At 69.9% G+C, this 12,707-nt stretch carries 13 protein-coding genes; 7 read left to right on the top strand and 6 right to left on the bottom strand.

Annotated features, from left to right (window positions below):
* Positions 1 to 45: 45 nt before the first annotated feature.
* Positions 46 to 990, bottom strand: coding sequence for a tryptophan 2,3-dioxygenase (locus BDK92_RS10695; protein WP_121156576.1), 945 nt, complete (start codon positions 988 to 990; stop codon positions 46 to 48).
* A 146-nt stretch (positions 991 to 1,136) separates the two neighbouring features.
* On the opposite strand from BDK92_RS10695, the gene BDK92_RS10700 reads away from it, so the two are divergent.
* The 3 genes from BDK92_RS10700 to BDK92_RS10710 all read left to right on the top strand — a co-directional run bounded on the left by BDK92_RS10700 (position 1,137) and on the right by BDK92_RS10710 (position 3,123).
* A complete protein-coding gene (locus BDK92_RS10700; protein ID WP_121156577.1) occupies positions 1,137 to 1,598 on the top strand; it encodes an Lrp/AsnC family transcriptional regulator in 462 nt (153 codons plus the stop codon).
* 141 nt (positions 1,599 to 1,739) lie between these two features.
* On the top strand, positions 1,740 to 2,261 hold the full coding sequence (locus BDK92_RS10705) for a hypothetical protein (RefSeq protein ID WP_121156578.1): 522 nt from the start codon (positions 1,740 to 1,742) through the stop codon (positions 2,259 to 2,261).
* Between the two features lie 13 nt (positions 2,262 to 2,274).
* Positions 2,275 to 3,123, top strand: a complete 849-nt coding sequence (locus BDK92_RS10710) for a class F sortase (RefSeq protein WP_121156579.1) — start codon at positions 2,275 to 2,277, stop codon at positions 3,121 to 3,123.
* Between the two features lie 69 nt (positions 3,124 to 3,192).
* Here the strand turns inward: BDK92_RS10710 and BDK92_RS10715 are convergent, their stop codons facing one another.
* Positions 3,193 to 3,729 (bottom strand): HNH endonuclease, encoded by a 537-nt coding sequence (locus BDK92_RS10715; protein ID WP_121161941.1) that lies wholly within the window; start codon positions 3,727 to 3,729, stop codon positions 3,193 to 3,195.
* Positions 3,730 to 4,059: 330 nt separating this feature from the next.
* Between BDK92_RS10715 and BDK92_RS10720 the strand changes: the two genes are divergently transcribed.
* The 3 genes from BDK92_RS10720 (at position 4,060) to BDK92_RS10730 (ending at position 7,253) form a co-directional block, all read left to right on the top strand.
* Positions 4,060 to 5,112: a mechanosensitive ion channel family protein gene (locus tag BDK92_RS10720; RefSeq protein WP_121161943.1), complete on the top strand. Its 1,053-nt coding sequence runs from the start codon at positions 4,060 to 4,062 to the stop codon at positions 5,110 to 5,112.
* 248 nt (positions 5,113 to 5,360) lie between these two features.
* Positions 5,361 to 6,755 (top strand): MFS transporter, encoded by a 1,395-nt coding sequence (locus BDK92_RS10725; RefSeq protein ID WP_246016951.1) that lies wholly within the window; start codon positions 5,361 to 5,363, stop codon positions 6,753 to 6,755.
* A 57-nt stretch (positions 6,756 to 6,812) separates the two neighbouring features.
* Positions 6,813 to 7,253, top strand: coding sequence for a globin (locus tag BDK92_RS10730; protein WP_211349173.1), 441 nt, complete (start codon positions 6,813 to 6,815; stop codon positions 7,251 to 7,253).
* Positions 7,254 to 7,304: 51 nt separating this feature from the next.
* Here the strand turns inward: BDK92_RS10730 and BDK92_RS10735 are convergent, their stop codons facing one another.
* The 4 genes from BDK92_RS10735 to ettA form a co-directional block, all read right to left on the bottom strand.
* Positions 7,305 to 7,922: a type III secretion system chaperone family protein gene (locus tag BDK92_RS10735; RefSeq protein WP_121156582.1), complete on the bottom strand. Its 618-nt coding sequence runs from the start codon at positions 7,920 to 7,922 to the stop codon at positions 7,305 to 7,307.
* A 149-nt stretch (positions 7,923 to 8,071) separates the two neighbouring features.
* Complete coding sequence (locus tag BDK92_RS10740) at positions 8,072 to 8,848, bottom strand: DUF8185 domain-containing protein (RefSeq protein ID WP_211349175.1); 777 nt, start codon at positions 8,846 to 8,848, stop codon at positions 8,072 to 8,074.
* Positions 8,845 to 9,309 carry an acyl-CoA thioesterase gene (locus BDK92_RS10745; protein ID WP_121156583.1) on the bottom strand — a complete coding sequence of 155 codons (465 nt, stop codon included), beginning with the start codon at positions 9,307 to 9,309 and terminating at the stop codon, positions 8,845 to 8,847. The genes BDK92_RS10740 and BDK92_RS10745 overlap by 4 nt, the downstream gene beginning before the upstream one ends.
* Positions 9,302 to 10,978 (bottom strand): energy-dependent translational throttle protein EttA, encoded by a 1,677-nt coding sequence (ettA, locus tag BDK92_RS10750; protein WP_121156584.1) that lies wholly within the window; start codon positions 10,976 to 10,978, stop codon positions 9,302 to 9,304. The genes BDK92_RS10745 and ettA overlap by 8 nt, the downstream gene beginning before the upstream one ends.
* 311 nt (positions 10,979 to 11,289) lie before the next feature.
* Here ettA and BDK92_RS10755 point away from each other — a divergent pair, with 311 nt between their 5' ends.
* Positions 11,290 to 12,690 (top strand): alpha,alpha-trehalose-phosphate synthase (UDP-forming), encoded by a 1,401-nt coding sequence (locus BDK92_RS10755; protein ID WP_121161947.1) that lies wholly within the window; start codon positions 11,290 to 11,292, stop codon positions 12,688 to 12,690.
* Positions 12,691 to 12,707: the final 17 nt, after the last annotated feature.

Here is a 12,707-nt window from a genome sequence, read left to right on the forward strand (position 1 = left end):
CCACTTTCGGTGTCGTTCCGGTTCCGGTCCCCACGGGTCGCCGCCTCACATCGAGGTACGGGCCGACCAGAGCTCGGGAAAGACCGTACGGGCCATGCTCCGTTGCAACCAGGCCACGCCGCCCGAGCCACCGGTGCCCGGCTTCGCGCCCATGGTCCGTTGGGTCGCCTTCAGGTGCTGGTAACGCCAGTCGCCGAACTGCTCGGAGATCTCGGAGAGCGCCTCGCCGAGTGGACGCAGCTGGTTGTCCGGGCCGGTGTCGGAGTAGATCTCGACCCAGCAGCGCTCCACCTCGGGGCTCGGCTCGGCCGGCTCGGTGAGGTCCCGGTCGAGCAGCGTCGTGGGGATGTCGAAGCCACGGCGGGCGAGCAGCCGGAACACCTCGTCCCAGAGGCTCGGCGCGTGCAGGGCGTCGAGCAGGGCGTCGTACACGGCTGGTTGCCGGCGGAACGGACGGATCAGCGAGGGGGTCTTCAGCCCGAGCAGGAACTCGAGCTGGCGGTACATGGCCGACTGGAAGCCGGAACCCTCGCCGAGCAGGTCGCGGAACTTGTTGAAGTCGGCCGGGGTCATCCAGCGCAGACCCCGCCAGGCCGCGTTCAGCCCTTCCAGGTGCAGTGCGGCGCGGCGCAGCGGACCGAGCGCTGCCCAGACGTCGTCCTCACCGAGCCGCTGACGCGCCTGCCGCAGTTCGAAGCAGGTGAGCCCGAAGTACAGCTCCATGATCTGACTGACCATCAGGAACGACATCTCGCCCGGGTCCTTGCTCAGCGTCTGCTGCAACGTGTGCAGAGTGCTGGCGTGCACGTACGCGTCGTACGGCGTCCGGTCCGCGAACTCCAGCGTCGGCTCGCCCTGGTTCGCCTCCGCTCGAGCGGTGCGCTCGTCCGCGGTGACCGGCCGGATACCGGCCCCGTTCCGCCCCGTCGCACCGACCGGGTCGCGCCCACCGGTGGCCGCGATCACCGACCCATGCTGCCCGTGCTCCATCCGCCTGTCCCCTTCCGTTACCGCCGTAGCGTCATGATCTCGCTCTCAGGCCGCGCCGAGGAATGCCGAAGCAACGGCATACTTGCGTCCTGACCTGCTGATCAGCGGCTATTTTCGGGAAACACCTCACGAAGGGAAGGTGCGGCGTGGACGGCATGGACTGGGCGCTGCTACGCGAGCTACAGGCCGACGCCCGGCTCTCCTTCAACGAGCTCTCCCGCCGGGTCCACCTCTCACCACCCGCCGTCGCCGAACGGGTCCGCCGGCTGGAGGAGGCCGGGGTGGTCACCGGCTACCACGCCCACGTGGACCTGACCCGGGCGGGACGGACCGTGGTGGCTCTGATCCGGATGTCCTGCTACGGCCCGCACTGCATCCTGCGCGACCCCTCGGTCGCCGACTGGCCGGAAGTGCTGGAGATACACCGGATCACCGGGGACGCGTGCAGTGTGCTCAAGGTCGCCGCCGGGTCGATCGACGCGTTCGAGGAGGTAATCGACCGCCTCGCCCCGTACGGGCAGCCCTCCAGCACGATGGTGCTCTCGTCCCCGCTGGAATGGCACCCGGTCACCCCCCTACCGGCGGCACCGGGCCCGGTCAGCCCCTGAGCCGCGCCCCCGGACGGTCGTCGGCCACGCCGACCGACGAGCGGCTTGGCGATCCGGCGTGATTCGCGGGTCCGGGTGGGAACACCTCCCTCGACGCGAGTAACCGCGCGAAGCCGGCCGGAGGGCCGGAAGGGGGAGGTCATGCGGGGTCGAACGGCAGTCCGTCGGGCAATCGTCTCGGCGGCCGGTGTGGTCGCCCTGGGCGCGCCAGCGGCGCCCGTGGCAGCGGCACCGACGCCGACGCAGTCATCCAACGCGTTCGTCGAGGTCACCCCGAATACCGCCCAGGCGGGCAGTCGGGTGAACATCCGGGCAAGTTGCGACCAGGCGAACAACAACCAGGCGACGGTCGAGTCGCAGGCGTTCAACCGGGTCGTCGTGCGACCGAACAACGGCTTCCTGACCGGGGCCGTGACCATTCCGGGCAACCGGGCGCCGGGCACCTTCGACGTCAACCTGACCTGCCCGAACGGCAACACCGCGCACACCACCCTGACCGTGGTCAACATGAGTAAGCCGACCCAGGGCCCGGCCACCGGCGGTGGCGGCACGGCGGGCGGCTTCGGCGGCCCGATGGTGCTCGTCGGTGGCCTCGCCGTGGTCGTGCTCGGCGGTGGGCTCTGGCTGATGAGCGCGCGTCGCCGGCCCGAGACGCGACTCTGAGCCGGCCGAGCCGATGGCCGGTCGCCTCGCTCCGGTCCGGGCGGCGCAGAGCCGGGCCTGGCGCCTGCTCTCCCGGCTCGCCGCGGAGGCGTCGGCGGCGAGCATCGTCACCCCGGACACCGCCGACCGCACCGCTCCCGGCACGCTGCGTGCCGGTCCGGCCCGCCCCGGTACGGGGCGGGCGGTCGGCACCGCCCGCCCACCCGGCTACCGGGTCGCGCCACCGCGTGTGCGCCGGGTCCGCCAGCCGGCGCGCCGTCCTGGTCCGGTGCCCATCATCATCGTGCTGATGGGACTGATCATCACCGGTTTCGGCGTCCAGTACGTGACCGGGACGAACTTCCTGCCGGGGTTCAGCTCGGGCAGCCAGCCGCCACCCCGCAAGTTTCCGGTGATGGAGCAGAGCCCGCCGACCGCGATCGCGATCGACTCGCTCGACGTCCGGGCCCGGGTGCACCGGGTCGGGATCGCTCCGGACGGCTCGATCGCCGTACCGCCGCCCGACCGCTACCAGGAGGCCGGCTGGTACGACCAGAGCCCGACCCCGGGCCAGTACGGCCCGGCCGTGATCGTCGGCCACGTCGACACCCGGACCGGACCGGCGGTCTTCCACGACCTGGCGAAGGTCCGGCCCGGCGCCGAGATCGAGGTCACCCGGACGGACCGTTCGGTGGCCGTTTTCAAGGTCAATTCGGTCCGGCGTTACGACAAGTCGCAGTTGCCGACCGAGGAGGTCTTCGACGACTTCAACCGGCCCGGTCTGCGGCTCATCACCTGCGGTGGCCGCTGGGTCGGCGGCACCACCGGGTACGCGGACAACGTGGTGGTCTTCGCCTCGCTGGTCTCCGCCCGCCCGGCATGACCCCGCTCGCCCGGGTCAGGCGTCGGCGCGTGGTCAGGGTGGCGTGGCGGGTCAGGGTGGCGTGGCGGGTCAGGCGGCGGCCTCGGCGTCCCGGAGGTCGAGCCAGTCTGCCCAACGCGGGTCGGGTGCCCGGTGACCGAGCACCCGCCAGGCTGTTCCCTTCGGCGGGGCCGGTAGCGCGTGCAGCCGCCAGCCCATCTCGGCCGGGGTCTTGTCACCCTTGCTGTGGTTGCACCTGGCGCACGCCGCGACGACGTTCTCCCAGGCGTGTCGACCGCCACGGCTGCGCGGGAAGACATGGTCGATGGTCTCGGCGGGGCCCCGGCAGTAGGCGCACCGCCAGCTGTCCCGGGCGAAGATCGCCCGTCGGGAGAGACCTACATGGCTGCGGTACGGCACCCGGACGAAGCGCGTCAGGCGTACCACCGAGGGAACCGGCAGCGAGTTGCGGGCGCTGTGCAGCATCCCCTCGCCGTCGGCGACACAGACTGCTTTGGCCGAGAGCACGAGAATCGCTGCTCGACGCACCGAGACGACACACAGCGGCTCATACGTCGCATTGAGCACCAACGAGCCGGAGCCCACCGTGGGTCGTATGTCAGGCATCGCGATCACCCTCCCGGTTGTGTCTTGCTCCACCCCTGTCATCTGCCTGTGCCGACCGACGGCGCGGTTCGCTACCGACCGCGGCCGACGCCGGCAGATCACCGGCGTCCGTGCGCCAATAGTCCCCGATAGGACCCCCGATTGCACGCACTAATCCGGGGTCCCTCATGAAGCTTTTGTGTCGCGTGGCACGATGACCGGTTCCGTCCGGTTAACCCGGCGGCATCCGCCGGTTCCCGGCCGTTCGCACCGGCGGGAGTGAGCCCACCTTGCGGCGGGGCGCCCGACGGCGACGCTCACCCGTGAGGTACTAAGGCACTCGTGAATCTCGTGTTGCCGTACGCCGTACCCTCCCCCAGTCCGAGCAGCCCCGGTCCGAGCAGCCCCAGCCCGGCCTGCCTGGACAGCTACGCCTGCGACCTGCTGTGGAAGTGGACCGACACTCCGTGGTTGGCGGAGGGCAGCTACTACCTCCTGATCAAGCCGCTGCGGATCATCGCGATCGTCCTGATCGCCATGCTGACCCGGTACCTGCTGCACCGGACCATCAAGCGACTGGTGGGCGCGACCGCGGAGGGGTCGGTGCCGACCATCCTCAAGCCGCTGCGGGAGCGGATTCCCACCGCGCACGTCGACCCGGCGATGGTCGTGCCGGAGCGCCGTCGACAGCGCGCCGAAGCGATCGGTTCGGTGCTGCGCAGCCTGGTCACGGCGGTGGTCTTCGGGATCGCCGTACTGCTGGTGCTGAGCGAACTGAGCTTCGACCTGGCGCCGCTGCTGGCGAGCGCCGGAATCGCCGGCGTGGCCCTGGGCTTCGGCGCGCAGACACTGGTCAAGGACCTGATCGCCGGGTTGTTCATGCTCCTCGAAGACCAGTACGGGGTGGGCGACACCGTCGACCTCGGTGAGGCCACCGGCATCGTGGAGGCGGTCGGCCTGCGGATCACCACGATCCGGGACGGGCGCGGGGTGCTCTGGTACATCCGCAACGGCGAGATCGTCCGGGTGGGGAACAAGAGCCAGGGCTGGGCCCTGGTCATCGTCGACCTGCCGATCGGCTTCGCCGGTACGGAGGAGGCGACCGCGGTGCTGCGTACGGCGGCGGCGTCGGTGGCGGTGGACCCGGAGCTGTCACCGGAGATCGTCGAGGAGCCGGAGGTGCTCGGAGTCGAGCAGATCACCGTGGACGGCGCGGTGATCCGTACGGTGGTCAAGACGACGTCGGACGGACAACTGGCGGTGGGGCGGGAACTGCGCCGCCGGCTCGCCGAGGCGTTGGAGAACTCCGGCATCACCGCGCAGATCGCCGCGTCGCGGATGTATCTCCGCCCCCCGACGCCCGGGACGGGCGGCACCGAGACGGGTCAGGGCGGGGCCACCTGACCGAGGGTGGGTGGGGCCGTCGGAACGGTTCGCGGGATCAAGGGGTCGCGAACCACATGGCCGGTCAGGTATCGTCCGTTCGTTCAGTCATTGGTGCGACGATCTACCCATTCACACTAGCCAAATGTCTGACGATCGGGCAGAATCCGGGACAAGCTCCTCTCGGAGCGTGACGAAGTCTTCGCTGCCCCCAACGTCTGACAACGTTTCCCGACGGCTCCATCCTGAGTGGTCAGCGGTCGAGAACGATGGAGGCCCCCGTGTCCGAGGCGACACGAACGCCCGAAGGGCCGGCTACCTTCCGCGAGGTGTTCGCGCAGCCGGAGTTCCGGGCGCTCTACACGGCCAACGCGTTCTCCTGGCTCGGTGACTACCTGGCGCGAGCCGCCGTCACCGTACTGGTGTTCCAGGAGAGCAAGTCGGTCGCGCTCTCGGCCGCCGCCTTCGCGGTCAGCTTCCTACCGTGGCTCGTCGGCGGCCCGCTGCTCGCCGCGGTGGCGGAGCGCCACCCGTACCGGAACGTGATGGTCATCTGTGACCTCGCCCGGATGGTGCTGATCGGCCTCATCGCCATCCCCGGCCTACCGGTGCCGGTCATCCTGGCGTTGCTCTTCGGTGTCACTCTGGCCAATCCACCCAGCCAGGCGGCCCGATCCGCGCTGCTCCCGATGCTGCTCACCGGCGACCGCCTGGTGGTCGGCCTGGCGGTCAACACCAGCACCGGGCAGGCCGCCCAGATCGCCGGGTACGTGCTCGGCGCCTCGGTCGCCACACTGAACCCGACCACCGCGCTGCTGATCAACACCGGCACCTTCGCGCTCTCCGCGACGCTGATCCGGTTCGGCATCCGCCCGCGGGCGGCGGCGATGACCGAGGAACACCGCAGCCACCTGCTCCGCGAGACGGCCGAGGGTTTCAAGCTGGTCTTCGGCACCCCGGTGCTGCGATCCATCGCCGTCATCGTCTTCGCCTCGATGCTCTTCGCCATCGTGCCCGAGGGCCTCGCCGCCGGGTGGGCGGCGAAGTTCGCCGACGTGTCCGACCCTGATCACCCCGGCGCCGGACTGACCCAGGCGATGATCATGATCGCCAGCCCGGTCGGCTTCATCCTCGGCGGTCTCACCATCGGGCGTGGGCTGCGTCCGGACGTACGACGGGCCATGATCCGGCCGTTCGCGGTACTGGCCCCGCTCGCCCTGGTGCCGGCCCTGCTCAACCCGACCCCACCGGTGGTCGCCCTGATGGCGGTGATCAGCGGCTTCGCGGTGGCCGGCCTGCTGCCGGTCGCGAACGGCCTCTTCGTGCAGGCCCTGCCGCCGGGCTTCCGGGCCCGCGCGTTCGGGGTGATGAGCAGCGGGATGCAGGTGCTCCAGGGCGCCGCCGTGCTGATCACGGGGGTCCTCGCCAGCCGGTTCAACATCCCCACCGTGGTGGGCCTCTGGAGCATCGGCGGAGTGCTGTTGATGCTGGTCGTCTCGACCCAGTGGCCGAGTACGGCGGACTTCAACGCGGCGATCGCGAACGCCTCCCGGCAGACCCGGATGGGTGCCGAGGTACGCCCGGCGCAGCGCTCGGCGGAGGAGTCGATCGACGACCGGGCGCCGGGCTCACCGAGCCCGCAGGGTGGCGTCAGCACTTTGTGATCAAGGCCGCCCCGACCGCGTCCCAACCGATCGATCCAGACCTGGCAGGATGGAAGTGTGACGTCTCCAGCTGAGGGCGATCCGACGCGGACGCCGACCACCCTGTTCGAGGCGATCGGCGGTGAACCGACCTTCCGCAAGCTGGTCGACGAGTTCTACGTCGGCGTCGCCAGCGATCCGTTGCTCCGCCCGCTCTACCCCGAGCAGGATCTCCGCCCGGCGGCGGACCGGATGACGCTCTTCCTGATGCAGTACTGGGGCGGTCCGAACACCTACTCGGAGCAGCGCGGCCACCCGCGACTGCGGATGCGGCACGCTCCGTTCCGGGTCGGGCCGGCCGAGCGGGACGCCTGGCTGCGGCAGATGCGCCGGGCCGTGGAGAGCCTGGACCTGCCGAAGGAGTACGAGGAGACGCTCTGGGACTACCTGGAGCGGGCCGCGTACTTCATGGTGAACACGGATGAGGGCGATGTGACGCCCCCGCCCCGACTCGGCTGAGCTGACGGTCGTCGTCCACCCGTGGGCGTCTGAGGATCCGCGAGCGATGCGTCAGAGCAGGGCACCCTCGTCGTGCAGCCAGTCGACGAAGGTGGTCGCCATCGCGGCGCCGCAGTCGAGCACCTCGACCACCAGTGCGTCGTGCGCACCGGACCGCATCGGCACCTGCATCTCGGCGTAGATCGGCAGTTGGCCGCGTTCGGTCGGGTCGCCGACGTACGCCTTGGCGAAGCGCTGCGCGTGGTTCCACTCGTTGACCACCCGGTAGGCCCGGTCGGCCCAGTCCGGCGGCACGGTCGAGTACGGCCGGGCGCGCATGACCAGGATCTCGTCCTCCGGCCCTTCCAGCGAGAAGAGCACGGCGTGCCGCTCCCACATCGCCAGCAGGCTGCCGTCGCCGTCGGCGAGGTAGCGGACGTCGAGTAGGTCGAGGGCCTCACCGAGCCGGCGCAGGGTCACCGGTGCGACCGTTGCCGGCGCGGCGGTGGCTGGTACGACGGCCGTGTGCCGTTCGTTTGTCGCGGGCGATTCCGACGGATCACAGTCGTGCTCCGGTTCACGTGGCGCGGGCGGTCCGACCCGCACGGCCTCGTCCACGGAGATCCTGCTTCGAGTCTCCGGCCCACCGCTCGAAGCGGTGTGACCGGGGCGCCATGACCACCACGGCATTGCTCGCGCACCTCGCTCCCCAGCGGATCCAGTCGCCTACGGTGCGTTGGATCCGAGGGACGACGGTACCCGGATAGCCGTTCGGAGGCATCCCCCCAACGGATGCCCATGACCAGAGGAACTATATAGCATCAGCCGTTCAGGGGATCTCAAACTGGCGTAATCGACAGTTGGCTCGCCCTGAGTGACCAAGCAACTCCAAAGGGTGCCGAGAGCCCTGTCCACCGCCCCACGGCCCGGACCTGGACCCCGTCCGGGCCGATCAGGCCCGCCGAGCCCGGCCCGACGGCTTCGACGGGAGTGGATCCGGCCGCTTCGACCGGGGTCGCGGCGGGACCGAGAAAGCCCATCCGGACCACCGCCTGCACCAGCCGCTGCGACACCTCGAACCGGCCGGGCGGACCGTCCGGCGAGGATCGGGTGACCACCACCGCGACGTGGTCCAGCAACGCGTCCCGGAGCATCCGCTGCCCCACCGCCCGACCGGCCACGCCGTGGTCCGCCGCATCGCGCAGGGTGCCGGCCGCCGCGACGGCGATCCGACGTACGTCCGCGCCCGGCATCGTGTCGACCAGTTCGCCGGCCGACGGCGGCAACGGCCACCGCCAGTCGGCGTCCCGGCGGGGCGGCAGCGCGGCACCACCCCGGGCCAGCTCGGCCAGGAGCGCGGCCGCCGAGACGGTCACGTCGGCCGGACCGGGCCCGGCGACGGTCCGGCCGACCAGCACCGCCCACGGCAGACGGGCCCAGAGCGCGGTACGCCCAGCCGGACCCGCCGGGCGCAGGCGTACCACCGCGGTCGGGTCCAGCCGGGTCAACCGGGCCAGGAAGGCGCCCGCGTCGGCGATCCCGGTCAGCCCGTGTCCGGGTGCCGCCGTGGCCACCGGCTCGCCGGGAGCGTGCCCGTCCACCGCCGGCCCGGTCACGGCAGCAGGTACGGCCGCAGGAAGGCCTGCTCGTCCACGGAGAGGCGACGGGGCTGCCCCTGTTCCAGGTCGTACGGCACCAGCACCGAACGGGCCCGGCTGGCCAGCACGTCGCCGTCGAAGAGCTCGTAGCCGATGGTGAACCGGGAGGCCCGGATCTCCTCCACCCAGAGCTCCACCCGGACCGTCGGCGCCTGCTCGGCGGTGGCCCGGCCGAGGGCGTAGTCCACCGGACGCAGGTAGTCCACCTCGTGCCGGGCGATGACCACCCCCTCGGCGAACGAGCCGACCCCCCAGGCCCGGCCGCCGACGAACATCAACGCCACCCGGGCCTCCTCGTACAGGGTGAGGAAGCGGGCGTTGTTGACGTGCCCGTACGCGTCCAGGTCGGACCAGCGCAGGGCGCAGTGGTAGACGTACCGGGCGGCCGGCGGGTGCTCGGCGGCGACCGAACTAGTCACGGGTGAGCTTGCGGTAGGTCACCCGGTGCGGTCGGGCCGCATCGGCGCCGAGGCGGTCGATCTTGTTCTTCTCGTACGCCTCGAAGTTGCCCTCGAACCAGAACCACTTGGCCATGTTCTCCTCGTCGCCCTCCCAGGCCAGGATGTGCGTCGCCACCCGGTCCAGGAACATCCGGTCGTGCGAGATGACCACGGCGCAGCCGGGGAACTCCAGCAGCGCGTTCTCCAGCGAGGAGAGGGTCTCGACGTCGAGGTCGTTGGTCGGCTCGTCGAGCAGGATCACGTTCCCGCCGATCTTGAGCGTGAGCGCGAGGTTGAGCCGGTTCCGCTCGCCACCGGAGAGCACCTTGGTCGGCTTCTGCTGGTCCGGGCCCTTGAACCCGAACGCCGCCACGTACGCCCGGGACGGCATCTCGACCTTGCCGACCATCAGGTAGTCGAGCCCGTCGGAGACCACTTCCCAGACCGTCTTGTCGCCGTTGAGGCCCTCACGGTTCTGGTCGACGTACGACAGGTGCACCGTCTCGCCGACCCGGACCGCGCCGTCGGTCGGCTGCTCCAGCCCGACGATGGTCTTGAACAGCGTGGTCTTACCGACACCGTTGGGGCCGATGATGCCGACGATGCCGTTGCGCGGGAGGGTGAAGCTGAGATCGTCGATCAGCAGCCGGTCGCCGAAGCCCTTGCTGAGGCTGTTCGCCTCGATCACCGTGTTGCCCAGGCGCGGGCCCGGCGGGATCTGAATCTCCTCGAAGTCGAGCTTGCGGGTCTTCTCCGCCTCGGTGGCCATCTCCTCGTAGCGGTCCAACCGCGCCTTGGACTTGGTCTGTCGCGCCTTGGCGTTGGAGCGGACCCACTCGAGTTCCTCGGTGAGCCGCTTCTTCATCTTGGCGTCGCGGCGACCCTCGACCGCCAGCCGGGCGGCCTTCTTCTCCAGGTAGGTGGAGTAGTTGCCCTCGTACCCGATGGCCCGGCCCCGGTCCAGCTCCAGGATCCAGCCGGCCACCTTGTCCAGGAAGTACCGGTCGTGGGTGATCGCCATGACGGTGCCGGCGTACTTGGCCAGGTGCTGCTCCAGCCACTGCACGCTCTCCGCGTCCAGGTGGTTGGTGGGCTCGTCGAGCAGGAGCAGGTCCGGGGCTTCCAGCAGCAGCTTGCAGAGCGCGACCCGGCGGCGTTCACCACCGGAGAGCTGGGTGACGTCGGCGTCCGGCGGCGGGCAACGGAGCGCGTCCATCGCGAGTTCGAGCTTGGAGTCGATGTCCCAGGCGTCCTCGTTGTCCAACTCCTCCTGGAGCCGACCCATCTCCTCCATCAGCTCGTCGGAGTAGTCGGTGGCCATCTGCTCGGCGATCTTGTTGAACCGCTCCAGCTTGGCCTTGGTCTCCGCGACCGCCTCCTCGATGTTGCCGAGGACGGTCTTGGCGTCGTTCAACGGCGGCTCCTGGGCCAGCATGCCCACCGAGTAGCCGGGCATCAGCCGGGCCTCACCGTTGCTCGGCCGGTCCAGCCCGGCCATGATCTTGAACAGGCTGGACTTACCGGCGCCGTTCGGGCCGACCACACCGATCTTGGCCCCGGGCAGGAAGCTCAGCGTCACATTGTCGAGCACGACCTTGTCGCCGTGCGCCTTGCGCGCCTTTTCCAGAACGTAGATGTACTGGGCCACGGTGCGGCCTACCTCCAGAGTCTGCGGAACAGGGAGTCTTAACCCGAGCCCGGGAGCCCGCGAGCGGGACGCGAGCGCAGGGTGAACTCCGCGCGGGCCGTCGTCAATCCTGACAGGTGAGGCGCCGTACGCCCACATCACCCCGCCGGGACCCGGAACGAGGGCCGAAACGGCTCGATATCGTCAAGATCACTTGCTGGTTTGCCCTCGCCGTCCCGCAGGGCAGTAAGAGTGGCACCGCAAGGGAGGCACCGCAGCTACGCTCAGTACGCTCAGCGGTGGACTGCGGAATCACCGGAGGTGCACAGATCGTGACGGAACGTAGCTCGTTCGTGGTCGTGGCGAATCGTCTGCCGGTTGACGAGGTGACCACCCCCGAGGGCCGCCAGTGGCGCCGGAGCCCAGGTGGCCTGGTCACCGCCCTGCACCCGGTCCTGGTCCAGCACCAGGGCACCTGGGTGGGATGGGCGGGCGGGGTGGGCGCCGCCCCTGAACCGTTCAACCTCGATGGCATCGGGTTGCATCCCGTTCCGCTGAGCGCCGAGGAACTGGAGCGGTACTACGAGGGCCAGTCGAACGCCACCATCTGGCCGCTCTACCACGACGCGGTGGAGACCCCGGCCTACAAGCGCCGCTGGCGGGAGGCGTACCGGCTGGTCAACGCCCGGTTCGCGGAGGCCGCCGCGGAGGTGGCCGCCGAGGGGGCCACCGTGTGGGTGCAGGACTACCAGCTCCAACTGGTGCCGGCGATGCTGCGGGAACTCCGACCCGACCTGCGGATCGGTTTCTTCCTCCACATCCCTTTCCCGCCGATCGAACTCTTCATGCAGATGCCGCTGCGGGCCGAGGTGCTGCGCGGCCTGCTCGGCGCCGACCTGGTCGGCTTCCAGCAACGGCTCGCGGCCCAGAACTTCGTCCGGCTGGCCCGGCACCTGCTCGGCCTCCGCTACGAGGGGCAGATGATCCAGGTCGACGGGCGCCAGGTGAAGGCCGGTGCCTTCCCCATCTCGATCGACGTGGCCGAGATGGAGCGGATGGCGGCCGACCCGGCGGTGCAGGCGCGGGCCAAGCAGATCCGGGCCGAACTGGGTGATCCGAAGACCGTCGTGCTCGGCGTCGACCGGCTCGACTACACCAAGGGGATCGAACTTCGTCTCAAGGCGTTCCGGGAGCTGCTGGCTGACGGAAAGTTGACAGTTCCGGACGCCGTTATGGTGCAGGTCGCCACTCCCAGCCGGGAACGGGTGGAGCACTACCAGGCACTACGGGTAAAGGTCGAGCGCGAAGTTGGCCGGATTAATGGCGAATTTGGGCGTGTCGGCGTGCCTGCTGTTCACTATCTGCACCAGTCGTACAGTCGCAGTGAACTTGCCGCGCTCTACTGCGCGGCTGATGTGATGATGGTGACCCCACTGCGAGACGGAATGAACCTGGTGGCCAAGGAGTACGTTGCATCGCGCGCCGACTCTGGCGGCGCGCTCGTGCTCAGTGAGTTTGCCGGCGCCGCCACCGAGTTGCGCCAGGCCTTCCTCTGTAACCCGCACGACCCCGACGGGGTGAAGGACGCGCTGTTGCGCGCGGTCCACGTCGACAAGGTGGAAGCACGGCGGCGCATGCGCATCATGCAGCGCCACCTGCGTACCCACGACGTCGAACACTGGGCCCGGTCTTTCCTGAACGAGCTGGGCGTGCCCGAAACGGAGGCAGTGTGAGCACGTCCGTACTGGAC

This window comes from Micromonospora pisi, from assembly GCF_003633685.1.
GTDB classification, from domain to species: Bacteria; Actinomycetota; Actinomycetes; order Mycobacteriales; family Micromonosporaceae; genus Micromonospora_G; species Micromonospora_G pisi.